General features: G+C 59.8%; 27 protein-coding genes. 12 read left to right on the top strand and 15 right to left on the bottom strand.

Annotation, left to right across the window (positions count from 1 at the left end; all coding sequences use genetic code 11):
* Nucleotides 1–4 precede the first annotated feature (4 nt).
* Nucleotides 5–1465, bottom strand: a complete 1461-nt coding sequence (locus AAFH49_RS00615; RefSeq protein ID WP_342295209.1) for a hypothetical protein — start codon at nucleotides 1463–1465, stop codon at nucleotides 5–7.
* A 232-nt stretch (nucleotides 1466–1697) separates the two neighbouring features.
* On the opposite strand from AAFH49_RS00615, the gene rplM reads away from it, so the two are divergent.
* From rplM to tsf, 4 genes are all read left to right on the top strand, one after another.
* A complete protein-coding gene (gene rplM, locus AAFH49_RS00610; protein ID WP_342295208.1) occupies nucleotides 1698–2150 on the top strand; it encodes a 50S ribosomal protein L13 in 453 nt (150 codons plus the stop codon).
* Nucleotides 2151–2186: 36 nt separating this feature from the next.
* Entirely contained in the window at nucleotides 2187–2573 is a 387-nt protein-coding gene (gene rpsI / locus AAFH49_RS00605) for a 30S ribosomal protein S9 (protein WP_168672488.1), read from the top strand.
* Between the two features lie 18 nt (nucleotides 2574–2591).
* Complete coding sequence (gene rpsB, locus AAFH49_RS00600) at nucleotides 2592–3359, top strand: 30S ribosomal protein S2 (RefSeq protein ID WP_342295207.1); 768 nt, start codon at nucleotides 2592–2594, stop codon at nucleotides 3357–3359.
* 258 nt (nucleotides 3360–3617) lie between these two features.
* Nucleotides 3618–4454 carry a translation elongation factor Ts gene (gene tsf / locus AAFH49_RS00595; protein ID WP_342295206.1) on the top strand — a complete coding sequence of 279 codons (837 nt, stop codon included), beginning with the start codon at nucleotides 3618–3620 and terminating at the stop codon, nucleotides 4452–4454.
* Between the two features lie 56 nt (nucleotides 4455–4510).
* On the opposite strand, the gene AAFH49_RS00590 is transcribed toward tsf, so the two are convergent.
* From AAFH49_RS00590 to AAFH49_RS00575, 4 genes are all read right to left on the bottom strand, one after another.
* Entirely contained in the window at nucleotides 4511–5143 is a 633-nt protein-coding gene (locus AAFH49_RS00590) for a DUF6624 domain-containing protein (RefSeq protein WP_342295205.1), read from the bottom strand.
* A gap of 314 nt (nucleotides 5144–5457) precedes the next feature.
* Nucleotides 5458–6471 (bottom strand): DUF3089 domain-containing protein, encoded by a 1014-nt coding sequence (locus AAFH49_RS00585; protein WP_342295204.1) that lies wholly within the window; start codon nucleotides 6469–6471, stop codon nucleotides 5458–5460.
* A gap of 190 nt (nucleotides 6472–6661) precedes the next feature.
* Nucleotides 6662–7666: a hypothetical protein gene (locus tag AAFH49_RS00580; protein WP_342295203.1), complete on the bottom strand. Its 1005-nt coding sequence runs from the start codon at nucleotides 7664–7666 to the stop codon at nucleotides 6662–6664.
* Nucleotides 7667–7791: 125 nt separating this feature from the next.
* Nucleotides 7792–8193, bottom strand: coding sequence for a hypothetical protein (locus AAFH49_RS00575; protein ID WP_342295201.1), 402 nt, complete (start codon nucleotides 8191–8193; stop codon nucleotides 7792–7794).
* Nucleotides 8194–8370: 177 nt separating this feature from the next.
* Between AAFH49_RS00575 and AAFH49_RS00570 the strand changes: the two genes are divergently transcribed.
* A complete protein-coding gene (locus AAFH49_RS00570) occupies nucleotides 8371–8802 on the top strand; it encodes a hypothetical protein (RefSeq protein ID WP_342295200.1) in 432 nt (143 codons plus the stop codon).
* Nucleotides 8803–8873: 71 nt separating this feature from the next.
* Here the strand turns inward: AAFH49_RS00570 and AAFH49_RS00565 are convergent, their stop codons facing one another.
* Nucleotides 8874–10433, bottom strand: a complete 1560-nt coding sequence (locus tag AAFH49_RS00565) for a hypothetical protein (RefSeq protein ID WP_342295199.1) — start codon at nucleotides 10431–10433, stop codon at nucleotides 8874–8876.
* A 198-nt stretch (nucleotides 10434–10631) separates the two neighbouring features.
* Between AAFH49_RS00565 and AAFH49_RS00560 the strand changes: the two genes are divergently transcribed.
* The 3 genes from AAFH49_RS00560 (at nucleotide 10632) to AAFH49_RS00550 (ending at nucleotide 12659) form a co-directional block, all read left to right on the top strand.
* Complete coding sequence (locus AAFH49_RS00560) at nucleotides 10632–11414, top strand: hypothetical protein (RefSeq protein WP_342295198.1); 783 nt, start codon at nucleotides 10632–10634, stop codon at nucleotides 11412–11414.
* 3 nt (nucleotides 11415–11417) lie between these two features.
* The gene (locus AAFH49_RS00555) at nucleotides 11418–12062 is read left to right on the top strand and encodes a hypothetical protein (RefSeq protein WP_342295197.1); all 645 of its coding nucleotides are present in this window, start codon (nucleotides 11418–11420) and stop codon (nucleotides 12060–12062) included.
* Nucleotides 12063–12224: 162 nt separating this feature from the next.
* Complete coding sequence (locus AAFH49_RS00550; RefSeq protein ID WP_342295196.1) at nucleotides 12225–12659, top strand: CsbD family protein; 435 nt, start codon at nucleotides 12225–12227, stop codon at nucleotides 12657–12659.
* Between the two features lie 115 nt (nucleotides 12660–12774).
* Here the strand turns inward: AAFH49_RS00550 and AAFH49_RS00545 are convergent, their stop codons facing one another.
* Complete coding sequence (locus tag AAFH49_RS00545; protein WP_342295195.1) at nucleotides 12775–13998, bottom strand: NAD(P)-dependent oxidoreductase; 1224 nt, start codon at nucleotides 13996–13998, stop codon at nucleotides 12775–12777.
* 304 nt (nucleotides 13999–14302) lie between these two features.
* Here AAFH49_RS00545 and gcvP point away from each other — a divergent pair, with 304 nt between their 5' ends.
* Complete coding sequence (gene gcvP, locus AAFH49_RS00540; RefSeq protein WP_342295194.1) at nucleotides 14303–17221, top strand: aminomethyl-transferring glycine dehydrogenase; 2919 nt, start codon at nucleotides 14303–14305, stop codon at nucleotides 17219–17221.
* Between the two features lie 98 nt (nucleotides 17222–17319).
* Here gcvP and AAFH49_RS00535 read toward each other — a convergent pair whose 3' ends face one another.
* Complete coding sequence (locus AAFH49_RS00535; RefSeq protein ID WP_342295192.1) at nucleotides 17320–17643, bottom strand: hypothetical protein; 324 nt, start codon at nucleotides 17641–17643, stop codon at nucleotides 17320–17322.
* Between the two features lie 231 nt (nucleotides 17644–17874).
* Between AAFH49_RS00535 and AAFH49_RS00530 the strand changes: the two genes are divergently transcribed.
* On the top strand, nucleotides 17875–18471 hold the full coding sequence (locus tag AAFH49_RS00530) for a DUF4136 domain-containing protein (RefSeq protein WP_342295189.1): 597 nt from the start codon (nucleotides 17875–17877) through the stop codon (nucleotides 18469–18471).
* A gap of 73 nt (nucleotides 18472–18544) precedes the next feature.
* Here the strand turns inward: AAFH49_RS00530 and AAFH49_RS00525 are convergent, their stop codons facing one another.
* The 3 genes from AAFH49_RS00525 to AAFH49_RS00515 form a co-directional block, all read right to left on the bottom strand.
* On the bottom strand, nucleotides 18545–18931 hold the full coding sequence (locus AAFH49_RS00525) for a DUF805 domain-containing protein (RefSeq protein ID WP_342295186.1): 387 nt from the start codon (nucleotides 18929–18931) through the stop codon (nucleotides 18545–18547).
* A 44-nt stretch (nucleotides 18932–18975) separates the two neighbouring features.
* Nucleotides 18976–19869 (bottom strand): lipoyl synthase, encoded by an 894-nt coding sequence (lipA, locus tag AAFH49_RS00520; protein ID WP_342295184.1) that lies wholly within the window; start codon nucleotides 19867–19869, stop codon nucleotides 18976–18978.
* Between the two features lie 163 nt (nucleotides 19870–20032).
* Nucleotides 20033–20914, bottom strand: coding sequence for a hypothetical protein (locus AAFH49_RS00515; RefSeq protein ID WP_342295181.1), 882 nt, complete (start codon nucleotides 20912–20914; stop codon nucleotides 20033–20035).
* A gap of 109 nt (nucleotides 20915–21023) precedes the next feature.
* Between AAFH49_RS00515 and AAFH49_RS00510 the strand changes: the two genes are divergently transcribed.
* Nucleotides 21024–21431 (top strand): OsmC family protein, encoded by a 408-nt coding sequence (locus tag AAFH49_RS00510; RefSeq protein ID WP_342295179.1) that lies wholly within the window; start codon nucleotides 21024–21026, stop codon nucleotides 21429–21431.
* An 80-nt stretch (nucleotides 21432–21511) separates the two neighbouring features.
* On the opposite strand, the gene ytxJ is transcribed toward AAFH49_RS00510, so the two are convergent.
* The 4 genes from ytxJ to AAFH49_RS00490 form a co-directional block, all read right to left on the bottom strand.
* Nucleotides 21512–21856, bottom strand: coding sequence for a bacillithiol system redox-active protein YtxJ (gene ytxJ, locus AAFH49_RS00505; protein ID WP_342295176.1), 345 nt, complete (start codon nucleotides 21854–21856; stop codon nucleotides 21512–21514).
* 106 nt (nucleotides 21857–21962) lie between these two features.
* The gene (locus tag AAFH49_RS00500; RefSeq protein WP_342295175.1) at nucleotides 21963–22391 is read right to left on the bottom strand and encodes a hypothetical protein; all 429 of its coding nucleotides are present in this window, start codon (nucleotides 22389–22391) and stop codon (nucleotides 21963–21965) included.
* Nucleotides 22324–22902, bottom strand: coding sequence for a hypothetical protein (locus AAFH49_RS00495; RefSeq protein WP_342295172.1), 579 nt, complete (start codon nucleotides 22900–22902; stop codon nucleotides 22324–22326). Before AAFH49_RS00495 ends, AAFH49_RS00500 begins: the two co-directional genes overlap by 68 nt.
* Before the next feature lie 102 nt (nucleotides 22903–23004).
* On the bottom strand, nucleotides 23005–24984 hold the full coding sequence (locus AAFH49_RS00490) for an alpha-ketoacid dehydrogenase subunit alpha/beta (protein ID WP_342295169.1): 1980 nt from the start codon (nucleotides 24982–24984) through the stop codon (nucleotides 23005–23007).
* A 143-nt stretch (nucleotides 24985–25127) separates the two neighbouring features.
* On the opposite strand from AAFH49_RS00490, the gene AAFH49_RS00485 reads away from it, so the two are divergent.
* Complete coding sequence (locus tag AAFH49_RS00485; protein ID WP_342295168.1) at nucleotides 25128–25262, top strand: hypothetical protein; 135 nt, start codon at nucleotides 25128–25130, stop codon at nucleotides 25260–25262.
* The last annotated feature ends 89 nt before the right edge of the window (nucleotides 25263–25351 follow it).

The following is a 25351-nucleotide window of genomic DNA, read 5'->3' as shown; positions in this document are numbered from 1 at the left end:
ATCCTTACCGCACCCGCTCAAACACGACTACGCGTACGGTGTCCCGCTCGGGGTGGTAGGGGTCGCGGGGAAGGGCTGCTTGCCAGCGTTGGCGGAAGCGGTTGTCTGCCTGGAGCTGGGCCATCGGCAGGCGCCCCTCAACCGGAAAAAACCAATCATCCCATATCAGCAGCGTGCCCACGGGCAGGAGTTCGAGATGGGGAGCCCAGTTCAGGTTAGTACTAGGGTGCTTTTCCAGGTTGAAAAAGTCGTTTTGAGTGGCCATCGATACGTAAGGAAACTCGTAGGCGAGGGGCCGGGTAGTGTTGTTGGTTTGGCGCAGCCAAGCCGCCGCGCCCTCTGCCACTTGCTGGTCGGCAGACTGGCCAAAGTCGCGCTGCCAGCGAAAGGCATTACGCGCCCCGGTGAATAAGAACGCCACCGCCGCTACCGCCCCCGCCAGGCGAATGCGCCGCTGCGCTTTCTCCGACCTGCCTAGCTCGGCTAACCAAGCCAATCCATTGAGAGCCACCACGGCAAACAACGGCGCGGTAACGGTCAGCACGCGCGTCAGGCCAAAGGAATTAAACAGTCCTTTCGCCCAAAAGATAGTATGCGCCAGAATGAACACCGTAATGCTGCCGTACACCAGCAGCAATTCTGCGCTGAAAAGCGGTTGCTGCCAGCGCTCCGGTTGGGCGCAGTGACGTAGCATTCGCACGCCACCCAGGGCGGCCAGCACCGTGAGCACCCAGCCCAGCAAGCCCGGCAGGCTAATCAGGAAATGATTCCAGTCGCCGTGCCCGTACACCGATACCGTACCGTAGGGATTGTGGCCAAATACCCAGCCCGGCTCGCCAAACACGATGCCGCCAACCACGCTGTACACGGCGTAGCCCAGCACCAGCAGCGGCAAGCTGCGCCACTGCCGACGCCAAGCCAGGAACACCACCCAGATACCAATTAATATAAAGCCCTCGGAGCGCACGAAGGGCAGCCAGGAAATCAGGGCCGCCGACCAGCCCGGCCGTTTCGTCATGGCCAGAGCCACTGAGCCTATTAATATCAGCCCAAACAACGGCTCTGTAAGGCCCGAAAACTGAATGAGAAAATAGTCCGGCGTGACATAGGCAAACAGTATAGCCAGCTCCGGCGCGGGAAGGCGCAGCGCCCGCGCCACCACGTAGGCGCACCACGCCGATGCGGCCACCACCACGCACTGAAACAGCTTCATGCCAATAAAACCCGCCTGCGCCGGCCCCGAAGCCAGCAGCGTAAACAGGGGCTTGGCCCACGAATCCAACAGATTCAACGGGTGCTGAAAGGCATAGTGGGCAAACAAATAGTGCTTGATGCTGTCGCCCGAATCGTAAGTCCCTTTGGTGAGGAAGGCCATCACCACCGACAGGCCCAGCAGGCCCGCCAGCAATAACCGGACACGGCGGTCAGTATAAGAAGCGTCGGGATGGGAAGCGAGTAGATTCATATGGAGCACCGGGGCCGGCAGCAAGCAATAAGCGGCAAAAGTACGCGCCAGCCCATGTAGCCCCGATACGATTTAAGCCGCTGTAAGCACAGACACAATGCTTTCACAGAAAAACTACTGCGCTGCACTTGTCTATTTCCCCATAAATCAGTACCTTTGTGTCCGTTTTTCCCGAAGCCCAAGCGGCTCCGCACTCTTATTCAATAGTTTAGCATACCTTTTTTTTCGACTCATGGACCACCTGAGCTTCAAGACGACCCACGTCAGCAAGGCCAACGCCCAGAAGAGCTGGGTTATCATCGACGCCAGCGTCGCCCCTCTGGGCCGCGTTTGCTCGCAGATTGCCAACATTCTGCGCGGCAAGCACAAGCCTTCGTTCACGCCTAACGCTGATTGCGGTGACAACGTCATCGTCCTCAACGCTGACAACCTGCGCGTAACGGGCAAGAAAATGACCGAGAAGGTCTACATCACCCACTCGGGCTACCCCGGCGGCCAGAAGCGTCGCACTGTGCGCGAGCAGATGAACCGCGACTCGCGTCGTGTCATCGAGCACGCTGTGAAAGGCATGCTGCAAGGCAACAAACTCGGCTCGGCCCAGTACCGCAACCTGTACGTGTACGCCGGCATGGAGCATCCGCACGAGGCACAGCAGCCCGTTGCTATCGAACTCAAAAACCTGTAAGCCACGACGGCTTACGCTCTTTAATTTTCTCACTAAATGGCAATTACCAACACCTCTGGTAGAAGAAAAACCTCGGTGGCCCGCATTTACATGCAGGCCGGGCAAGGGAATATCACTATCAATGACCGGGACATGAAGTCGTATTTCAGCAACGAGTTGCTGGAAAACGTAGTCAACCAGCCCCTGGCAATTCTTGAGCAAGTCGGCCAGTACGACATCAAGGTGAACGTGAAAGGCGGTGGCATTTCGGCTCAGGCTGAAGCTATCCGTCTGGCAATCACCAAGGCGCTCGTTAGCGACAACGAAGAAACCCGTCCTGCTTTGAAGAAGGAAGGTTTCCTCACCCGCGACCCGCGCATGGTGGAACGCAAGAAATTCGGCAAGCGCAAAGCTCGTCGCTCGTTCCAGTTCTCGAAACGCTAAAACCAGGAGGATACTATCATGGCTCAGACGACTTATAAGGACCTGCTCGACGCAGGTGCCCATTTTGGTCACCTCACCCGCAAGTGGGACCCCAAAATGGCGCCGTACATCTTCATGGAGAAGAACGGCATCCACATCATCGACCTCAACAAAACGTTGGTTTCGCTTGATTACGCTGCCACGGCTATTCGCAACATCGCGAAAAGCGGCCGCAAAATCATGTTCGTAGCCACGAAAAAGCAGGCGCAGGAAATCGTTACGACGGAAGCCGAGCGTTTGAAGATGCCTTTCGTGACCGACCGGTGGTTGGGCGGCATGCTCACCAACTTCGCCACGGTTCGCAAGAGCCTGAAGAAGATGGCCACCATCGATAAGATGGTGAAAGAGAACACGGCCTACGCCGCTCTTGCCAAGCGTGAGAAGCTGATGATGTCGCGTGAGCGCGCCAAGCTGGACCGCGTACTCGGTGGTATCGCCGACCTCGGCCGTCTGCCCGCTGCCCTGTTCATCGTGGACGTGAAGCGCGAGCACATCGCCGTGAAAGAAGCCCACAAACTGGGTATCCCCGTTTTCGCTATCTGCGACACGAACTCGAACCCCGAGCTGGTTCAGTTCCCGATTCCTGCTAACGACGATGCTTCGAAATCTATCCAACTGATTGTTGGTGTGATTGGTAAGGCCATCGAAGACGGCCTGTCGGAGCGCAAAGTTGACAAAGAAGACGCCGACCGCAAAGAAGCCGACGAGGCTGCTGTTGCTGAAAAGACGGCTGCTGACGAAGAATAGTCCCTTCTTAGCTCTTTGAAAAAAGGGAACCTTCGAGTAGTCTAGGCTCCGGAGGTTCCCTTTTTTATTTACTCCCCTCCTTACCAAGGAGGGGATGTTCGAACCGAAGGTTCGGACGGGGGTGGTTATGGCATTGAACAGTGCGGAACGATTCAGACGCCCACAACCACCCCAGCTGACGCTTCGCGCCAGCGTCCCCTCCTTGGTAAGGAGGGGAGTTTGAAGTTCATTCCTCAACCCTCCCAAATAAATACTCTAATGGCCGCTATTACCGCCGCAGACGTAAATAAGCTCCGCACCATGACCGGTGCGGGCATGATGGATTGCAAAAAAGCCCTGGTGGAAGCCGACGGCGACTTCGAAGCCGCCCGCGACATCCTGCGCAAGCACGGCCAGAAAATCGCTGACAAGCGCGCCGACAACGAAACGTCGGAAGGCCTTGTGCTGGTGAACGTGAGCGAAGACGGCACCAAAGGCAAACTGGTGGCCTTGGCTTGCGAGACTGAATCGGTAGCTAAAGTGGCTAACTTCCGTGAGTTGGCTCAGCAAATCCTGGACACCGCTATCCGCATCGACGCTGGCACGAAAGAGGACATCCTCGCAGCCAAAGCTTCGGACGGCCTGACCGTGCAGGAGCACGTGACCGACCTGATGGGCAAAATCGGCGAGAAGCTGGAAGTGACTTACGCTACGCTGACCGCTGAGAAAGTGGCTTCGTACATCCACTCCGACAACAAGAAGGCCGTACTCGTGGGCCTGAAAAACGTTGGTTCGGCTGATGCCGCTGCCGTAGGCCGCGACGTGGCTATGCAAATTGTAGCCATGAAGCCTATCGCCGTTGATAAAGATGGTGTGGATGCTTCCATTGCTGAGCGTGAAATTGAAGTAGGCAAAGAGCAGGCCCGCGCCGAAGGCAAGCCCGAGGCTATGCTGGAGAAAATTGCTCTCGGCAAACTCAACAAGTTCTACAAGGACAACACCTTGCTGAACCAGGAATTCGTGAAAGACAACTCGATGACCATCGCCCAGCTGCTCGACAGCAAGTCGAAAGGCATGACGGTTTCGGACTTCAAGCGTGTGGCTATCGGCGCTTAATTGCGGCTGACTGCTGAATGAGAAAGGCCCGCTGGCATTGCGCTAGCGGGCCTTTTTTATTGTGCCTGTGGTTGGGGCTTATTCATTTGCCTGGTCATTTCAGCCATCCCATCCAAATATTTCTGTAGCGGTTCCATCCCAATAGCAGCACGACGTTTATCTACATTTTTGGGGTCGCGCAATGACACCGGAACAGCAATGACTTTACTAAAGTCCTTCCCTACATATCCTGTGTATGTTACTTGGGTTCCATATTCCTCAAGCTGTCCAGCATTAGTTGCTATGCGGTCAGTCAGGTAAGCATAGTCGGCTGGGGCGGCATTCTTTCTTTTCACCTCGGGCAGCATCAGGCGCAACACTTGCCGCTGAAAATCGGGGTATGCATCGGCGTGTTGCACCAAGAGCCAGAAGTTGTGGGCGCTTTTTTCGCCCACTTGCTTAAAGCCAGGGTAGCCGTACTGCTTCACAATTCTTTCCAAGATGGGCTGATGGCGGGCAAAGTTGATTTTTTCAACTTGGACTAAATTTCGCCCGGCGCTATCGGGAAGCTGCTGGAACATTCGCTGCATCGGCCACTGGTCAACATAAGCCAAGCTGTCGAGGGTTTTGCTGAGCTTTGGATAGCGTACGGGTGTTGTTTGCGCGGTGGCAGATAAACTTGCCATCAGCATAACCAGAAGTATTTTCATGGGATTAGTTAGCAAGGTGAGTATGCGCAACCGCTCGAACTGTTTGATGATGCAATTACTGGTGTAGCAGTTGCCAAGCCCGTACCCGCGCCTTAACGTTCTCGCGGATGTCCTTGGAAATAGCGGGTGGTCAGCGATAAAGAAATGGCTGTAGCCTTCGTTGATAAAAAACCAAAGCGGGCTACAACCCTGTAGCCTTTGCGGATAAAAAATTGAGGCATGCTACAACGCGGCAGCATGCCTCAATTTTTTATCCGCAAAGGCTACATGCTATACAGGTCGGCGATGGTTGAGAAAGGTATTTCTAAATCGATTCATTGACTATTGCGTCCCTGCCACGCGTGCACCCGCGCCTTGGCGTTCTCGCGGATATTCATGTAGAACAGGCCGTAGTCGGCGATGTGGTAGGAATGGCGCAGCTCGGGGCGGCCGGGGAGCAGGAAGCGCGGGTAGCCGCCGGGCTTGGGCGGAGTTATCCAGAGGAGACCCTGATGGACTTTGGCATCGGTGACTTGCGGGTCGATGCGCTTGAAATCCTGGCTGACGCCGCCGCGGTTGAGGGTGGCGGGGGCTAGCAAGGTGTCAAGCGTCCAGGTGAGGGGATTGGTGGCAACGAAGGGGTGAAAGGGCGGATAGTCGTTGCCGGTGGCCACGGAATTGTAGCTGATAAAGCAGCCGGTGGCGAGCGAATCGGGGCAGGGCCGGATGGTTTGGTACTCGTCGGGCTTCACTTTGAAGCCGATAAGGTAGGCGGCCACGAGCTGGTGGCGCAGCTTAGGGTCGTTATCGAAAAACTCGTGGAGGAGGCGCGTGGCGTGGGCCGTGCCCTGGCTGTGGCCGGCAATGATGATGGGGCGGCCTTGGTTGTAGTGGGCGAGGTAGTACTGAAAAGCGGTTTTTACGTCGGCGTAGGCGAGGTCGAGGGCGGCCTGGCCGTTGGTGGTTTCCTCGTCGAAGAAGGAATAGAGCGTGGCTTGGCGGTAGCGCGGGGCGTAGATGCGGCCGGCCGCATTGAAGGCGCTGGCCTGGTGGCGGATGGTGCTTTTGTCGGTGTAGCGGTTTAACTTCTCCCGGCCGAGGTCGGCGTTCCAAGCGGCACGCCAATAGTAGGTGGTGGGGTGGATAAAGAAAACATCGGCGGCGGCAGTGGCTTGCTCGTCGCGGAGGTTGGACTGCTCGGGCACGGCGTCGGCGGAATCGCGGCGGGTGGGCAGAGCGGCCCAGAGGCTATCATGGGCGTAATCGGGGCCGGGCGCAGGCGTGTAGGTGGCGAAGTCGTGGCGGGGTTTGAGGAGGTTGAGGCAGCTGGTGAGCGGCAGCAGAATCAATAGCGGTAGAAAGTAGTGACGAAAAGGATACTTGAACACGGACATGATATAGATAGGCCGTCATGCTGAGCGGAGTCGAAGCATCTCTACCGCAGTAGTAATCCCCGTCGATTGGGTTAGTTACACGGTAGAGATGCTTCGGCTGCGCGGACGCCAGATGAGCATGACGTTCTTTTTCTTGGTTAAGCAATTACAAACCCGGCCAGTTTCTCAACTCGCGCGGACTTCCGTCTGAGTTGTAAAGCAAGCTCAGCGGCTCGGCGGGTTTGGCTACTACGTCGGCGAGGGTGATGTTCCAGCGTTGCCACATTTCGGCCAGGGTTTGGGTGTAGGCGCTGTTTTCCCAAGGGTTGAAGATGGCGCCGGTAACGTCGTCGATGAGGGCGTCGAAGACGATTTGGGTGTCACCGGGGCGCGGGTGGCGGGGGTAGATATCCGGCACGACGTGTAGCAGGTGGGCAGCGTAGTACACGCGGGCCTTGAATTCGGCAATCTGGACCGGATGCAGCGGGCGTTGGGCATCGGCGTACACCTTGCGCATAGCTTGGCCCACGAGGCCGATATCGACCAGGCAGGCGACCAGCACGGTTTTATCGAGCTTGATGCTAAAAACGAGGGTATTCAGGTCGTCATCGTACTCGAAGGGCGTCACGTCTTCGGTCGGGTCGGCTTCGAGGACGAAAACGGAGCCGGGCACGAAATCGGCGTATTCGGTGGGCACGCGCAGGCCTTGCAGCAACTGAAAAAATGCCTGGAAGCGGCGTACCAGCGCGGCGTTTTCGGCCAGCGGGTACTTGGGCTTTATCAGGGGCTCGAATTCGTTCAGCAGCTCGGTGATGAAGATGCCGTAGAACATTTTGCCCATCCAGAGGAAAAGCGTGTCATCGCCGAGGGCGCGCAGGGCAGCGGGGCCTTGCGCGGCGGCGGCCTCTACCCTACCCTCCAGCTCTTCGATGCGCTGGCGGGCGGCGGGGGCAGCGGGCAAGCGCAAATCCTTGATGAGGACGGTGCGCTGGTCGAGGAGCTGAATGGGGCGCTCGGCCAGGTTATAGCGGGTCTGCAGCCACTCGGCGAAGACGGGAACGGTATCATCGGGGCCAACGGGCTGGCCGCTGAGGAAGCAGGTTTCGGGGCCGAAGCGCATGCCATCGAATGGGTCGTAGGGCAGCAGGTCGGTGGGAGATAATGGAGCCATAAAAAGCAGTAGCGCGAGCTTGGTGGTTCGCGTCGCCACGCGGCCAACCGGAATTTTTCCGGGTAGCGCGGGGACGCGAACTACAAAGTTCGCGCTACAATGGTTACGGCGAGGCAGCCGGCAGCTTACTTCGAGAGCGTGTTGCCGGCTTTGATGAGCTGCTTGCTCAGGTTGGCGAGGGGCGCGGCGTAGTCGCCGCCGGCCTCTTCGGCTACTTTGGCGGTTTCGGCCCCCAGGCTGGCGAGGATTTCCGCGATGTCGTGGGCGGGGGTTTTAGCATCAGCCAGTAGGTCGCTGAGCTGGCTGAGTTCCTGCTTGATTTTGGCTAGGCCGGGGCGGTCGGAGGCGGCCAGCACGGCCGCCCAGCGCTCAACCTCGGTGCGGCCCTGCGGGCCGGCGTTGGTGGGCGTACTGGCCGTGAGGAAAGTGAGCGTATCGTCGAGCAGGGCAGTATTTTGCTGGTCGCTTACGGCCATGGGCACGGCGGGCGTGGCGGGCGTTTGCGGAGTGGCGGCGGTGGAATCCATGGGAATGCAAGAATAAGAAGATGCGTGAGGGCTATACTGTTGCGGGCCGATAAAAGTTAGCTGGGCGGTTTGCACCGGCTGGTTCGGAGCGAAACCCGTTGGGCCTGCCCCGCCCGTGGGTTACCTTTTTCCTCCTCGTTGATTAACCGTCAAATCTCACTCTCAAATTCAACGACCATGAAAATCTCCGTTAAAGCCCTCTTCGTAGCCGCTGCCGTCGCCTTCACCGCCACCGCTTGCGAGCAAACCAAAACTACCGAAACCACGACCACCACGCCCGAAGGTACCACTGCTACCGTAACCACCGATAGCACTGCCACCACGGCTACCGAAGCTGGTGCCGCCGCCGGCGCTGCCGTCGACAATGCCTCGGCCAACATGAAAGCTGGTGCCCAGGAAGCCGGTGCCAAAATGGACGCCGCCGCCGAAAAAGCCGGCGCTAAAATGGACGCCGCCGGTGCCAAAATGGACGCCAAAATGGACGCCGCCGGTGCCAAGATGGATGCCAAAATGAACGCCGCCGGTGCCAAAATGGACGCCATGGGCGACGCTGCCGCCAAATCGGCCCAGCAGACCAAAGAGAACATGAAAGAAGCCGCTAAGAAGTAATTCCAGTCGGCCCTGATTTCCTGAAAAGCCCCGCGCAAGTGATTGCGCGGGGCTTTTTTTATGCGCAATACTCAGGCATTGGCAATTTCCAGCAGCACGTCGTAGTACGGGCGGCCCAGGGTGCGGGCACGCAGCCAGGAGTAGAAGCTGATGACCTGCAGGTCTTCGCGCTCCTCGGAAATGAAGGCGGGCAGGTGCGTCACGCGGTTGCCAAAATCGTGGTTGTGCGCGGTGGCGGGGTTTTCGATGAGCTCGCGCACCAGGCTCAGGTAAATGAGCACGGGGTGATAGGGGCCACCGGCGGGTACGGCCTGGGTGGCGGTGGCCGCATCGGCGGGCACGGCGGGAAACAGCTCGCGGATGGTGCGCTCGATGGCGCGCAGGCGGGTCAGGGCCTGCTCGGTATTGTCGAGCTCGATTTGGATGAGCATTTCGCCGATGTTGCGGTTCAGCATCCATTCCAGACCGAGGTGCTGCTCCAGCCAGTGGTCGGTGCGGGCCAGGCTGAGCAGGGCTTGGTTGGCTTTGGCAAACTTGCCTTCGGCGAAGTAGTGGAACGTGAGCTGGAAGCGGGCGGTGAGGTCATCGGCGGTGGCGAGGGCTTTGGGGCCGCGCAAAGTGGCTTCGAGCAGGCTGATGCTTTCGGCATTGCGGCGCAGGAAGGCGTAGTTGGCGGCCAGCAGGAAGGTGAAGCGCGGCGCAAACTCGCTGAACTGCCGGCCCGGCCCGGCGCTCATCAGCGCAGTGCCTTTTTCCAGGTATGCCACCGACTCGGCAAAGCGGCGGGAGCGGTACAGGGCGTGGGCCAGCATGTAGAGCAGCTTGAGCTGGTGCCCGCGCTGGGCCGGCGCAAAGCCGTGGCGGCGCTCCATCAGATTATAGCAGCGCTCGATAAAAACGGCAAACGACGTAAAATCGCGCCGCACCAGCATGGCGCTGCGCGTGATGGACATGAGCCGGCTCAGCAGCGAGGGCGAACGGGCGAAGGCTTCCTGCAAGTCGTATTCGGCCAGAATCTGCTGCAAAATGGCATCGACGGATACCGTGGCCCGGCCACGCACCCGCGCCTCGCGCAGGCGCTGGCGCAGCAGGCTGTCGGCAATGTTGGCCCGCTCCTCCTCATCGGCGGCTTTTTTGTTGGCCCGGTAGCGGGGCAGGATTTCGTCGAGTGGCGCGGCGTGGGGCGATTCAGCGTGCTGAATCTGGAGGTTGTACACGGCGTTCAGCTGCTCGTACTGCTCGGTTTCGCGGCCCAGCTTTTCGGCTTTGCGCAGGGTGGTCCAGGCCAGGCGCGGGATGCCGGCTTCAAACAGATACTGGGCCAGGGTCAGGTGGCCGCGCACGGTGGCGGCGGCCGTGGTATCGAGCTGGCGCTGGCGCAGCAGCAGGTAGTCGGTGAGGTGGCGCATGAGGCGCTTGCGCAACGCGTAGTAAGCCACGGGGTTGGGCGCATCAGGGTAGAGCTGGGCGATGAGCTGCTCAGTTTTCAGCTCCTTGGCTCGCACCAGCAGCTCGTAGAGGCGCGAATCGAGCCGGCCGATGGTTTTGCGGCGCTGCCGCTGAATGAAGCGGCCAAAATCGCGCCGGTCGTCGGGGCTGAGAGTGAGGAGCGTGGTGCGCAGGTCGTCCATTGGTGCAGTAGATAGAGATTTTCGATTATTTAGGACACGAATTAATATCCTTTTATCAAAACATTAACCATTATCAGACAAATACTTGCGCAACTCAAAAGACTTTGCCTAAGGTCTAACAATATGCAAAATACGGTTGAAAGCCGGCTACTAAATGCGCCACCTTTAGCCATGTTTTCACCCTTAGCCTCTTGCGCCATGTTCACACGCCTACTCTCCCTGTTTTTCCTGCTGGTACTGTTGGTCGGCCCGGCCCGCGCCCAGGACCTCCTCACCAAGCGCAACGGCGACGAAATCGCGGTGAAGGTGGTCGAAATCACGCCCTCCGAAGTAAAATACCGCCGCGCCGACAACCCCGACGGCCCGCTCATCAGCATCTGGCGCAGCGATGTGTTCCTGATTCGCTACGCCAACGGCACCAAGGAAGTGCTGAATGCGCCCCCGGCGGCGGTCGGCACTGGCCTGCCCGTATCGGGTGCGGCGGCGCGCACGGCTTTTCCGGCCGAGGTGCCCACGCTCAGCAATGCGGCACCCGACGATGCCATTCTGGACGAGCCCATTCGGCTCGATGGCCCGCGTATTGGCTTTACCGTGCTTTCGGCCAGCGTGCTGGACAAGGCCCACGAAAGCATGCCCGACCTCAACCCCTTCCTGACGCAGTTTGGCTGGCAGTTCGAGAGCCGCTTGTTTCGGATGCCCAACGGGGTGAGCGGGCTGGCCGAATTCGTGCCGCTGGTGGGCGGGCTGGAGCAGGGCAAGTTTCTGCCCAGCATCAGCGGGCTGCTGGGCATTCGCGGGGCCAAGGGCCTTGAGTTCGGCGTGGGGCCGAACCTGACGCCGCTGGGGGCCAACCTAGTGCTGGCCATGGGAACCTCGTTTCGCTCCAACGGCATCAACTTTCCCGTGAACTTGGCCGTGGTGCCGGGCAACGGCGGTGCCCGCATCAGCCTGATGCTGGGGTTCAATGCCCGGCATCGGTAGGCCATGCGTACCACCGACATTCTCGCGGCCCTGCGCCGCTGCTTGCTGCTGCCAGTGCTGCTCCTGGCCGTTATGGGCCGGGGCCGGGCCCAACAAGCCACAACCATCGATGTTATTCTCCGCACCGATGGCACCGAAATTCCGGGCCGGGTACTCACCATTTCGCCCCTGGCGCTTCGCTACCTGCCGCTGGCCGGGGTCGACACCATCCAACTGGCCGCCGCCGATGTATTTCTGGTGCGCTACGCCAACGGTACCCGCGAAGTGCTGCATCCAACAGCTTCCCCCGAAAAGCCGCCAGCGCCCGACCTTTTGCCGGGCCTGAGCGAGGCCCAGCGCCGCACCAAAGGCCACCAGGACGCGGCCCGCAGCTATACCACCAACGGCCCGTTCTGGGGCGCGTTGGGCGCGACGCTCTACGGCGGGCCGCTGCTGGGCGCGGTGGCCCCGGTCAGCATTGCGCCGCATCCCATAACGGCGGCCAACCTCCATGCTCCTCACCCCGAACTGCTGGCCGACCCGGTCTATGGCCCGGCCTACCGCGCGGAGGCCCAGCGCCGCAAGCGCGGCCGAGCCTGGGGTGGCTACGGCGTGGGCGCGGGCGTGTGGGTGGTGCTGATTGGTAGCCTAGTGGCAGGCTTTCAATAGCGCGGCCCCGCAGCCAGACCGGGAGACCAGCGCGTGGCAGCGGGTGTAAAATTTCGGCATTCGGCCCACGGCCTCAACGCGCCCAAAAAGCCTTGCGTACAAGCCCAACAATTTCACCTCTTCCCGCCCTCATTTCTTTCTAACTAAACTCCCCTTTCAACCATGGACGTTAATCAAAATAACATCAGCGACAATACCGAGTTGCAAGCTCGCGGCAACTGGAACCAATTGAAAGGTGCCGCCAAGCAGAAATGGGCCAACCTGACCGACGACGACCTGACCTATAACGAAGGCAAGCAGGATGAGTGGCTGGGCAACCTACAGGCCAAAACCGGCGAAACCATCGACAACATCAAGAACTGGTTCAATAACATCGGCAACGATGCCAGCGCTACCGCCACCGGCAACAGCACCGAACTGAAAGCCCGCGGCAACTGGAACCAGATTAAAGGCGAAGCCAAACAGAAGTGGGGCAACCTCACCGACGATGACCTCGACTACGAAGACGGCAAGCAGGACGAGTGGTACGGCAAACTGCAAGAGAAAACCGGCCACGCCATTGACGACATCAAAGGCTGGTTCAACCGCACGTTCTAAATCATTCTTTCCCCAATGAAGCAAGGCGGCTTCCAATTCACACCGCATTGCTTCATCACCAAAAAAAGCCCTTCCTGTTTCCAGGAGGGGCTTTTTTTGTTAATTCCGGGCTAAACTACACGCTGGCCGTTTCGGCCACGTAGTCGGCCAGATACTGATACCGCTCCGTGAGCTGGCCGCCCTTGGCGATGGTGGCACGGGCAATCACGCCCTCGGCATCGGGGCCCAGCAGGTGGGGCAGCACTTTGTCGATGAGCTGGCGGCCGAAGTCGCGGCTGGCGTTGCGGGGCAGCTCGCAGGGCAGGTTATCCACGGCCATTTCGGTGATGTTGGTCGGGCGCGAGTAGGGCGGCTCCAGCTCGCCAGTGGCGGGGTTGTAGTCGAAAGCTGGCTCGGCGATGGTGCTGCTGCGCTTGGTGGTGGGTACCGAGCCGTTCACGTCGCACGTCACGTCGGCGATGGTGTTGATGCGGAAATCGGGCCGGCGCGTGTCGGCTTCGGTGAAAAGCAGCGGCGCGGCCGGGTGCCAGTAGGCGCAGGCAATGAGCAGGTCAGTGACGGGCAGGAAATTGCCGAACGTAGACTCGTACTCCTCGGGGTGCTGGTGGAAATTCTGGGTATCCCACACGCGGCCATCGCGGCGGCGGTTGTAGTCGGAGCTGCGCAATTGGGTGTACACCGGCTCGTTGAAATCGAGGTACAGATAATCGTACACACTCACCCGCCGGATGCCCATGCGGTCGAGCACCTCCAGGGCGCCCTGCGCCACACGCCCGCTGCCAGTGATGGCCATTTTGATGGGCGGCAGCTTTTTTACTTTGAAAAACTCCTCCTGCATGTCGTCCATGTCCACGCATTGGTAGGCGGGTTTCAGGTCGTAGAGGCCGTGCTTGCGGCCGTAGGTGAGCAGGCCATTATAGGCCCCCACGATGCCGGCGTAGCGCCCGAACGCCACAATGCGCTCGCCGTGCGCGTTGGTCAGCAGCTCGTAGTCAATCAGGGTGATGTTCTTTTTGAGCACGGCTTGCAGCAGCTTGCGGTTGGCGGGCTGCTTCTTCACGGTGTGTGAGAAAAAGAGGTAGGTTTTGTTGGGAATGAGCTGGTCGACGGGCACCTCCTTCACACCCATCAGCACGTCGCATGTGCTCAGGTCGTCGCGCACTTCCAGGCCCAGGTCGCGGTATTCCTGGTCGGCGTAGCTGCGGATGGGGCTGCTTTGCACCACGATTTGCAGGCCGGGGAAGCTGGTCTGCGCCTCGACGCACTTTTTGGGGGTGAGGGGCACGCGCTTGTCGGGCGGGGTTTTGCCTTCGCGGATGAGGCCGATGGTGAGGGACATGGGGTGGGGTGGGAATTGGGTGAGAAGCGGGAAAACATCTGTCATCCTGAGCGCAGCGAAGGACCTTATCACCACTGAACAGTTTGCACTAATTCAACCGATGCGAACGTGATAAGGTCCTTCGCTGCGCTCAGGATGACAAGCGGGTTCAACGGCACCATGACGCGCCATCAAACCAGATAGCCGGCCAAAATTACGGCTTTCCCACAGTTCGCCGGGACGTTTCGGGCGTACCTTTGTTAAGGAATCTGAATCCAAAAACCCACCCGCCTAACCGGCTCCCCACCAACCTATTCCCGTCTTTATGTCGTTGAAATTCTCGCCAGTCGACGTTTTTGAAGCCCGCCACAACGCGCCCGGGGCCGATGCCCAGGCGGCGATGCTCCGCACCATCGGCGTGGACAGCATCGAGCAGCTCATCGCCGAAACCGTGCCGCCCGCCATCCGCCTAAAGAAACCGCTCGACCTGCCCGCCGCCCTCAGCGAACGGGCTTTTTTGGCGAAATTCAAGCAGATTGCCGGTCAGAACCAGGTGTTCAAGTCCTACATCGGCCTCGGTTACCACGACACGACTTTGCCCCCCGTTATCCAGCGCAACATTCTGGAAAACCCCGGCTGGTACACCGCCTACACGCCCTACCAGGCCGAAATTGCCCAGGGCCGCCTCGAAGCTCTCATCAACTACCAAACGGTAGTTATTGACCTCACCGGCCTCGAAATCGCCAACGCCAGCCTGCTGGACGAAGGCACCGCTGCCGCCGAAGCTATGCACATGCTGCACAGCCAGACCAAGAAGAAAAACGCGAACCAATACTTCGTATCGGAGCAGGTATTGCCCCAGACAATCGACCTGTTGCGCACCCGCGCCACCCCGGTCGGCATCGAGCTGGTAGTGGGTGACCACCGCCAAGTTGACCTCAGCAACGAAGGTTTCTTCGGCGCGATGGTGCAATATCCCGCCGCCGATGGTGAGGTGTTCGACTACAAAGATTTCATCGCCCAGGCGCAGAAAAACAACGTTTTTGTGGTGATGGCGGCTGATTTGCTGGCCCTCACGCTGCTCACCTCGCCCGGCGAGCTGGGCGCGGATGTGTGCGTAGGCAACTCCCAGCGCTTCGGCGTGCCGATGGGCTACGGTGGCCCCCACGCCGGTTTCTTCACTTGCAAAGAGCAGTTCAAACGCGTTATTCCCGGCCGCCTCATCGGCCAGAGCATCGACGCGGCCGGCAACAAGGCCTACCGCATGGCCCTGCAAACCCGCGAGCAGCACATTCGCCGCGAAAAAGCGACCTCCAACATCTGCACCGCGCAGGTGCTGCTGTCAGTATTGGCCGGCATGTATGCCGTGTACCACGGCCCGCAGCGCCTCCAGCAGTTCGCCACCAACACCCACCTGCTGGCCCAAACCCTGGAAGCCGGCCTGAAAAAGCTGGGCGTAGAGCAAACCAACACATCTTACTTCGACACCCTGAACCTACGCCTCGAAAGTGCCGAACTGGCGCAGGCGCTGAAGAAAGAAGCCGAAGCCGCCCGCCTCAACTTCCGCTATTTCGAAGAGCAGCGCGTCGGCATTTCGCTGAACCAGAACACCGAGCTGCACGACGTGGCCGACATTCTGGACGTGTTTGCCAAAGTGCTGGGCAAGGAAGCCGACCAGCTGGCCGAAACCGTGGAAGCCGCCGAGCTGCACGTTCCTGCCGCGCTGGTGCGTAGCAGCGAGTACCTCACGCATCCCGTGTTCAACACGCACCACGCCGAGCACGAGATGCTGCGTTATATGAAGCAGCTCGAAAACAAGGATTTGAGCCTGGCTCATTCCATGATTGCGCTCGGCTCCTGCACCATGAAGCTGAACGCCACCGCCGAGATGATTCCGGTGACCTGGCCCGAAATCGGCGGCCTTCATCCTTTCGCTCCCATCGAGCAGGCCAAAGGCTACGAGCAGATTTTCTCGGACCTGCAAGCCTGGCTGTGTGAAATCACCGGCTTCGCGGCCGTGAGCCTGCAGCCCAACTCGGGCGCGCAGGGCGAGTACGCCGGCCTACTGGCAATCAAAGGCTACCACGATGCCCGCGGCGACCACCACCGCACCGTAGCCCTGATTCCGGCCTCGGCCCACGGCACCAACCCTGCTTCGGCCGTGATGGCCGGCATGCAAGTGGTAGTGGTGAAAAGCACCGAAGACGGCAACATTGATGTGGCCGACCTCAAGGCCAAAGCCGAGCAGCACGCCGCCAACCTGAGCTGCCTGATGGTGACCTACCCGAGCACGCACGGCGTGTACGAGGAAACCATCATCGACATCTGCGCCACCATTCACAGCCACGGCGGCCGCGTGTACATGGACGGGGCCAACATGAATGCCCAAGTGGGCCTCACCTCCCCCGCCACCATCGGGGCCGACGTGTGCCACCTCAACCTGCACAAAACCTTCTGCATCCCCCACGGCGGCGGCGGCCCCGGCATCGGCCCCATCGGTGTAGTAGCCGACCTCATCCCCTACCTGCCCGGCCACGCCGTAATTCCGGTAGAAGGCCGTGTGAATGGCTCGGTTTCGGCCGCGCCGTGGGGTTCGGCCAGCATCCTGCCCATCAGTTACGCCTACATTTCGATGATGGGCGGCGACGGCCTGCAGCGCGCTACTGAAACAGCTATTCTCAATGCCAATTACATCAAGGCCCGCCTCGAAGCGCACTACCCGGTGCTTTACACCGGCAGCCACGGCCGTTGCGCCCACGAGATGATTCTGGAATGCCGCCACTTCAAAAAGGCCGGCATCGAAGTAGAAGACATCGCCAAGCGCCTGATGGACTACGGTTTCCACGCGCCCACCGTGTCGTTCCCCGTGGCCGGCACGCTCATGATTGAGCCCACAGAAAGCGAAAGCAAAGCCGAGCTCGACCGCTTCTGCGACGCCATGATTTCCATTCGCAAGGAAATCGCCGACGTGGAATCGGGCAAAGCCGATGCGAAGGAGAACGTGCTCAAGCACGCCCCGCACACCGCCGCCACCGTCCTCGTACACGAGTGGACCCGCCCCTACACCCGCGAGCAGGCCGTGTACCCCATGGAGTATGTGCGCGCCAATAAGTTCTGGCCCGCCGTCAGCCGCATCGACTCGGCCTACGGCGACCGCAACCTGATTTGCAGCTGCACGCCGATGGAAGAATACGCCGACCAGCAGGAAGAGCTGGTCCAGGCCGACAAAGGCCCGTCGTACTAACTGCGGCCGACTCCCAACGCAAAAAGCCCGATTCGATGAATCGGGCTTTTTGCATTTGCAGAGAAGTTAAAAACAGCGCGCGAGTGCGCGGGTCGTGGCTATTTGCGGTTGCCGCGCTCGTTGCCGCGCTCGCCGAAGCAGCGGCGGTCCATGTAGCCTACTTTGGTCTGGCCGTCCTTATCGAGGCGGACGCGCACGAAATAGGCGTTGATGGTATCGGTCACCTGCACTTCGTTGCCGCTGGTGGTTTGGGCGAGCACAGTGGACGTTTTTTTCATGCCATCGTACACGGGGCAGTCCACAATGGTGTTGTGCGCTACGGGGGTACGGTCGGCGGCCGCCTTGCTCATTTCGTCGCGGGTGGAGGTGCAGGCAGCAAACAGACTGGAGACAGCCAAAAAGAGTAGGGCAGTTCTTTTCATCAACTAGGAAAAAGCAAGGGTGGGGATTTTGGAGGTAAGGTAGGACAAATTCCGGTGATGTCAATATTTTGTCTTCTTATTTGCATCCGCTTACCCCCCGGCCCAGCCCCATAAAAATGGAACGCCGCAACCCTCTTTTCCGTTACTATCACAGCCGCTAAAAACAGCCCATTTATCCTGATAAACGGCTTTTTAGGGGCATTAATACACCCGTCTTCCTTCTTCCTTTTTATGAATCGCATCACCCGTTTTCTGGCCCATCCGGTGGCCTTGGTTGCCGCCAGCTTAGTGTTGCTGCTGAGTCCCAGCGGCTGCACCACGGCCTCCCGCGTAGGCGTGACCAATGATTTTGACCACGCTGTGAATTTCCGGGCTTTCAAAACCTGGGCTTGGTACCCGCAGCAGCCCCGCGATGCCGAGGGTGGCCCGGCCAAAGGCTACGAGTCCTTCCTCGACAAAAGGATGCGGGCCGCCGTGGCTTCGGAAATGACCCAGAAAGGCCTGACCGAAGTAACCACCGCGCCCGATATCTACGTGGCCTACAGCGCCCGCGTGGAGGACAAGCAGCAGGTTTCGCCCTACTACAATGGCATGGGCTACCCCTATGGCTACGGCTACGGCGGCTACCGCGGCTATTCGCCCGTGACGCAGTACAAGGCCGGCACCGTGGTAATTGACATCATCGACGCTCACCGCAAGGAGCTGGCGTGGCGTGGCACCGGCCAGGCCCAGGTCAACCAGAACACCATTGATGAAGTGGAAACCCACCGCATCGTGAACGGCATTCTGAGCACCTACCCGCCGCAGGATAACAACGCCCGCCGGTAATAGCATTCGTGCTTCGGCTATAAGAAAGCCCCTTCCGTAGACGGAAGGGGCTTTTTTGTTTGTTCAGTGAAGTTTAGTTCACCTCTAAATCAACTACAGTGACAGCTGGCGGCAATAGATGAGGTCTTTTGCTGTCGAGCCCAAACCGGTTGGGGCCAATAGTGCCCTGCACAAATTGCAGACCACCGCCCAAAATGTAGCTCACTACTGGCAGCAGCATTATCAGACTCCACCAGCTGCTTAGGTTCAGGTCGTGCAGGCGCAGCAAGACCTGTATGAGTACCAAGTAGAAAATGACCAAAAAGCCGCCCAACGCCAGTAACGCCACCGATGATGGTACCTGAACGGCGTACAGCAGCCCAGGCAGGGCATAAACCAGCATAGCCAGTGCGTAGAGCGCCAGCACTCGCAGAAAATAAGTTCGCCGACGTAAGCGACCAGCAGCAGTAAAAAAGGCCATAAGCAGATTTTTGGCCTAAGCTACACCGGTCCACTCAAATGCCTTTACACGGGCACGTTCACGTGGCGCTCGGCGTGGTAGGAGCTGCGCACCAGCGGGCCGCTTTCCACGTATTTCAGGCCGCGGCGCAAGCCTTCTTCTTTGTAGTGAGCGAATTGGTCGGGGGTGATGAACTCGGCTACTTCGAGGTGGCGCTTGGTGGGCTGCAGGTACTGGCCGAGGGTGAGGATGTCGAGGCCATTGGCCACGAGGTCGTCCATGGCCTGGTACAGTTCGTCGGGCTTTTCGCCCAGGCCTAGCATAATGCCGGATTTGGTGCGGTGGCCGGCCTGCTTCGTGCGGCGGATTTGCTCCAAGCTGCGGTCGTAGCGGGCCTGCGGGCGCACGAGGCGGTAGAGGCTTCCTACGGTTTCCACGTTGTGCGAAATCACTTCCTGGCCACCCGAAATCATTACATCGAGCGCGTCCCAGTTGGCTTTCACGTCCGGTATCAGGGTTTCGATGGTGGTTTCGGGGCTGAGTTGCTTGGTGAGTACCACGGTTTCGCGCCACACGCTGGCGCCGCGGTCCTTGAGCTCGTCGCGATTTACAGAGGTGAGCACGGCGTGCTTCACCTTCATGAGCTTGATAGCCTCGGCCACGCGGCGGGGCTCGTCGAGGTCGTACTCGGTGGGGCGGCCGGTGGCCACGGCGCAAAACGAGCACGAGCGGGTGCAGATGTTGCCCAGAATCATGAACGTGGCCGTGCCCGCGCCCCAGCACTCGCCCATGTTGGGGCAGTTGCCGCTCTCGCAGATGGTGTGCAGCTTGTGCTCGTCGACGAGGCGGCGCACGGCGGCGTATTCTTCGCCCACGGGCAGCTTCACGCGCAGCCAGTCGGGCTTGCGGGGGCGGGCGGGGGCAGCCGTTTCGGGCTGGATAACGGGCAAATCAATCATTGTTTCAATGAGGAATGAGGAATGAAGAAGGAGGAATTACCCTCGGCCCATTCGATACTAAGCACTAACAAATTTACGGCGCAATTGATGCGCCTCGCCTATCCGGCGACGTCCCAGTCCGAATTCTCCATTCCTAATTCTCAATTCTTCATTGAGCGAAGCCTTACGAGCGGTGCCCGAAATACAGCGTCAGGTACACCGAGGGGAAGAACTTGCGGTTCAGCACATCGGTGTCGGACAGAATGCTGGGGCTGAGCATGACCATGCGCTTGGTGAAGGCTTCGACCAGAAAGCCCGCTTCTAATCCCGTCACCGCATCGCGGTAGCGGCCGTACTCGAAGCTGAGGGCCCCGCGCAGGTGGAAGCCGGGCACCACCTTGGTTTCGCCAATGCCGCTGAACAAGGGGCCGTGGTCAAGAATCGCGCCCACAATGGTATGCTTGTAGGGGTCGTACTGCTCGTTCACAATTTCATCGGTCGAGAGATTGATGACGTTCGTGCGCGTGGCCGTGCGGTCGTAGCTGATGTAGTAAGGCATCAGCAGGCCGAATGATGGACCTGCGCTCAACAAGGCATTTACCTGCACGCCGGCATCAGCAGCCTTGCGGAACAGGATGCGCTGCACACCCACCGAAGGCCGCAATACGAACCCGTAATTGGTTTTGCGGTTGATGTAGGTGCCGCCAATCAGCGTATTGTAACGCTCTTCCTTGTCGTTGTTTTTCAGCATCACGCCCTCCAGGCTCCAGAAGCGGAGCAGGCGGCCTTCCAGCACGCGCGTGGAGCGGATGGACGCGCCACCCAGCAGGCCGCCCTGGGTGTTGAAGTTCACCCCGAAAACGAATTCCTTCTGGTACGACTGCTCATCGGAAGGGGCGTCGGAAAGCATGTCCGAGCGCAGCGGGGCCGACGCGGAGCGGGAAGGCGGGGCGGGCGTGGTGGTGGCGGCCGGTGCAGCACGGTCCTGGGCTTGCGCGCCGGCGGCCGTGAGCAGGCCGGCAGCCAGCAGGCCCCAGCGGTAGGTAGGTGCAGGAAAAAAACGCATAATCTTTAACCGAAAAGGGACCCGAACCGACGCCGAAAACGCGGCGCACCAAGTAATACGTAAATTAGCGAAAGAACAAACAACTTCGTAAAGGTAACTTCCTGACTTAATGAACACCGCCACTGCCCGCTACGCGGGCCACCTCCGCACCGAAGCCACACACGTTGCCTCAAGCAATGTAATTCAAACCGACGCTCCTACCGACAACCACGGCCGGGGCGAAGCCTTCTCCCCCACCGACCTCGTGAGCACGGCCCTGGGCTCGTGCATGATGACGGTGATGGGCATTGTGGCCGAGCGCCACCAGTGGGACCTGGTGGGCAGCACCTTTGCCGTGGTGAAGCACATGAGCACGGAAGCTCCGCGCCGCATTGCCCAAATCGACGTGACGTTTACACTGCCCGCCACCCTGGCGCTTACTGAACGCACCTTGCTGGAACGCTCGGCTCACACCTGCCCGGTAGGCCTGAGCCTGCACCCGGACGTGCGGCAAAACATCGTGTTCGAGTACAAATAGTCAAGGGTTTAAAATGAGTGAACGGCTACCTGTTTCAACGCATGAAACCGGGTAGCCGTTCACTTATTTACTATTGGTTGCTAGCCTTGTACGGCCTGCTTCACATCGGCGAGGCGGATGCCCATGTGCGAGGCGTCGTAGGTGCATTCGCCGGCCTGGATGAGCAGGAGTTGCGGCGACTCGTGGCGGATACTGAACTGCTCCGCCACCTGGGCCGACAGGGGCCGGAAGCGCAGCAAATCGAGGTAATAGATGGGCAGGTCGAGGCCGCTATCGGCCCACTGGCGCTCAATCTTGCTCTTGGCCGCCGCGCTGATGGAGCAGGTGGTGCTGTGCTTGAAAATGAGCACCGGCTGCTCGTGCGAGGCCTGGGCCAGCTGGATGATTTCGTCGGACTGGGTGAGGGGAAGCCAGGGAGTGGACATTGCGATATTTTGGATTGGATGAAGACTTGGGGCCGGCTGAATGGCGCCGGGTTGGCGCGCGGGTACACTACAACAACTTACGGCCAGTAGATTCCCGCCGGGCGGCTCATTCTTTTTCGTTGGCCTTTTCCTTCTTACTACTGGCTTGGTTGGGCGGGCGTTGCAGGGTGGTTTTTCGGCGGCGCAGGCCCAGGAAACCGGGGGGCTGCACGTTGGGCGCGGTGCCGGATTTGTAGTTGAGGTCTTTGCGGGTTTCGGGTACGGCTTGGGTGCTTTGGCCGCGCTTGAGCTGCACCTTGGTCACGTCGAGGTGGCTGTCTTTATAGGGCGAATCGGTGGTGCGGTCTTCGCGCAGGGCGCGGCGGTTGGCGGCTTTTATTTTGCTGGGCTTCACGCGCTCAATCTGAGCCTGGGCAGGCGCGGCATTCAGCAAAAATGCCGCTACGGCCAGCAGGCCCAGCAGCCGGCTAAGGCTTGCCAGTGGGCGCGGGCTCCGGAGCAGGCGCGGCTGGGGCTGGAGTGGGCATGGCTTCATCGGGCAATTCCTGTTCGGGCGTCGTGCTGGGCTGCTTGGGCGCCGGCCGGTGGTCGGGGCTGTAGTTGGGTTTTGCATGGAGGCCGTATTTGAAGAAGTTGCGGATAGACTCGATGGGATGGAAGCCCTTGCTCACTTTGTGGCGCTTGCGGCGGTTCAGCTTGGGCTTTTTCATGAGCCCGTGCTTGTCGTACCGCACCGTGGAACGCTCGGGGTACACGCTGCCTTTGGCAGCGGTAGTGCTGGCGCTGGCCGTGGCCCCGTCGTTGCTGGGCGTGGAGACATCGGTGGCGGCTTCCGGCGCGTCGGGGCCCGCTTTCTTCTTGGCCGAAGCGGCCGATTTGGCCAGGTCGTTCTGCAGCTTTTGGTGCTCCTTCTTCTCTTTCTGCTGCGCAATAAACTCCGGCGACGGCTTGGGCGTGGGCAGCCGGTACGGGTGAAATACCTTGTGATAAAGCGTGCAGCCGCCCAGCGCACTCAGCAGCAGCACGCCCACCAGGGACCGGAACACGACGGAGGGTAAACAGTATTTCACCGCAAAGCAGGCAGAACCAATTAAATCAGAAAGAGAAAGATACGCGGGCCACGCGCGAAAACCGCGCCAACCCAACGGCTAGTAGTTACGCAGGGCCTGCACCTGCTCGCGCAGACGCTGCTGGGGCAGAAAAGCCGCCTCCAACGGCGGCGCAAACGGAATGGCGGTATCCAACGACGCCACCCGGCGCACGGGCGCATCGAGGTGCTCGAAGCAATTCTCGCCAATCCAGGCCGCGATTTCGCCGCCGATACCGCCGGTCATCGTGTCTTCGTGCAGAATGAGGACGCGGCCGTTTTTCTCCACCGTTTTGCGCACCGCCTCCTGGTCCCAGGGCAGCAGGGTGCGCAGGTCCAGAATATCGGCCGACACGCCTAAATCCTGGCAGGTTTGCAGAGCCCAGCGCACGCCCATTCCGTAGGTGATGATGCTCATTTCGTTGCCCTCAGCCGCCAGCGCGGCCTGGCCGATGGGCGTGGTGTAATAGGCCTCCGGCACGGGGCCACTCAGGCTGCGGTACAACATCTTGTGCTCAAAATACAGCACCGGGTTGGGGTCTTCAAACGCGGCGCAGAGCAGCCCTTTCGCGTCGTGCGGGTTGCTGGGGTACACCACTTTCAGGCCGGGCACGTGCGTGAACCACGCCTCGTTGCTCTGCGAGTGGAACGGGCCGGCGGCCGAACCCGCGCCGGTGGGCATGCGCACCACCACGTCGGCATTCTGGCCCCAGCGGTAGTGGCTCTTGGCCAGGTTGTTCACAATCTGGTTGAAGCCGCAGGTCACGAAATCCGCAAACTGCATCTCGACCATGCTTTTCTTGCGCTTGATGCTCAAACCCAGCCCGATGCCCACGATGGCCGACTCGCACAGCGGCGTATTGCGCACCCGGGCCTTGCCGAATTCGGCCACGAAACCGTCCGTGATTTTGAACACGCCGCCGTAGTCGGCAATGTCCTGGCCCATGAGCACGAGCTCGGGGTAGCGCGTCATGCTCTGCTTCATGCCCTCGGAAATAGCGTCGATGAAGCGGATTTCGCGGGTCGGTCCATCTTTCGGCGCATCCGTGGCGGGCGCGTCGAAAGGCTGGTACATGTCAGCAATTTCCTCCTGAATGTCGGCCGTGGGCATCGGCTCCGCGTCGGCCTCCTGGAGGCCGGCTTCGATGGCGGCCTTGATTTTTTCGCGGATGCCGTGCTTGGCGGTTTCGGTGAGAATGCCTTCGGCCAGCAGCCATTTCTCGAAGTTTTCGACCGGGTCTTTGGCGGCCCACTCTTCCATCAGGCTCTGGGGCACGTACTTGGTGCCGCTGGCTTCCTCGTGGCCGCGCATCCGAAACGTGAGGGCTTCCACCAGCACGGGGCGCGGGTTTTGGCGCAGGTCTTCGGCCAGGCGCTTCACGGTGGTGTACACTTCCAGCACGTTGTTGCCGTCCACCTGCACGGCTTCCATGCCGTAGGCGGGGCCTTTGTCCACGAAGGATTTGAAGCGGAACTGCTCGTTGCTGGGCGTGCTCAGGCCGTAGCCATTGTTTTCAATCATGAAAATGACCGGCAGCTGCCATACGGCGGCCACGTTCAGGGCCTCGTGGAAGTCGCCTTCGCTGGCCCCGCCGTCGCCGCTGTAGGTGAGGGTCACTTTGGGATTTTTATCGAGCAAATCGGCCAGGGCAATGCCGCCGGCCACGGCCAGCTGCGGACCGAGGTGCGAAATCATGCCCACGATGTGGTGCTCGTTGGTGCCGAAGTGGAAGCTGCGGTCGCGGCCCTTGGTGTAGCCGGTGCGCTTGCCCTGCCACTGCGCAAACAGACGACCCAGCGGCACCTCGCGTCCCGTGAACACGCCTAGGTTGCGGTGCAGCGGCAAAATGTATTCATCGGCCTCCAGCGCCAGGGTACTGCCCACCGAAATGGCCTCCTGCCCGATGCCCGAAAACCACTTACTGACCTTGCCCTGGCGCAGCAGAATCAGCATTTTTTCCTCAATCAGCCGGGGGCGCAGCAGGTGCTGATAGAGGTGCAAAAGGGTTTCGTTGGAGAGGTCGTGGCGGTCAAAAGTCATGACTAAGTGGGTGGGGTTGGGTGGGCAAAGGTAGGAAAGCAGGACCCGCACCGGGCTACTTTCTGCGCGGGCATCTGCACAGGGCTTTTCCTTCCTCATCATTCCCTCAGAACCCCGGCCGAATTTTACCCGGCAGTTCCATCATGGCTTTTTCCTCTCATCATATTATGAAAACCGGCGGGCCAGCTCTATGGATGGTGGCGCAGCAGTGGATGAAAACAGGAGGAAGGGCAAAAAACATAGGAATCCTAAAAGAAAATCAGCACCTTGAGGCCTGACAGCCGCTAGTGCTGCTTTCATAATTCTACAGTCGTGCTTACTTACAACCATCCGGTTTAACAATCAACGATTTACAGCTCTGCCCATT

Source organism: Hymenobacter segetis (genome assembly GCF_038448715.1).
Lineage (GTDB): Bacteria > Bacteroidota > Bacteroidia > Cytophagales > Hymenobacteraceae > Hymenobacter > Hymenobacter segetis.
The sequence above is the reverse complement of the archived record's forward strand: the minus strand, read 5'-3'. Positions and strand labels throughout refer to the sequence as shown.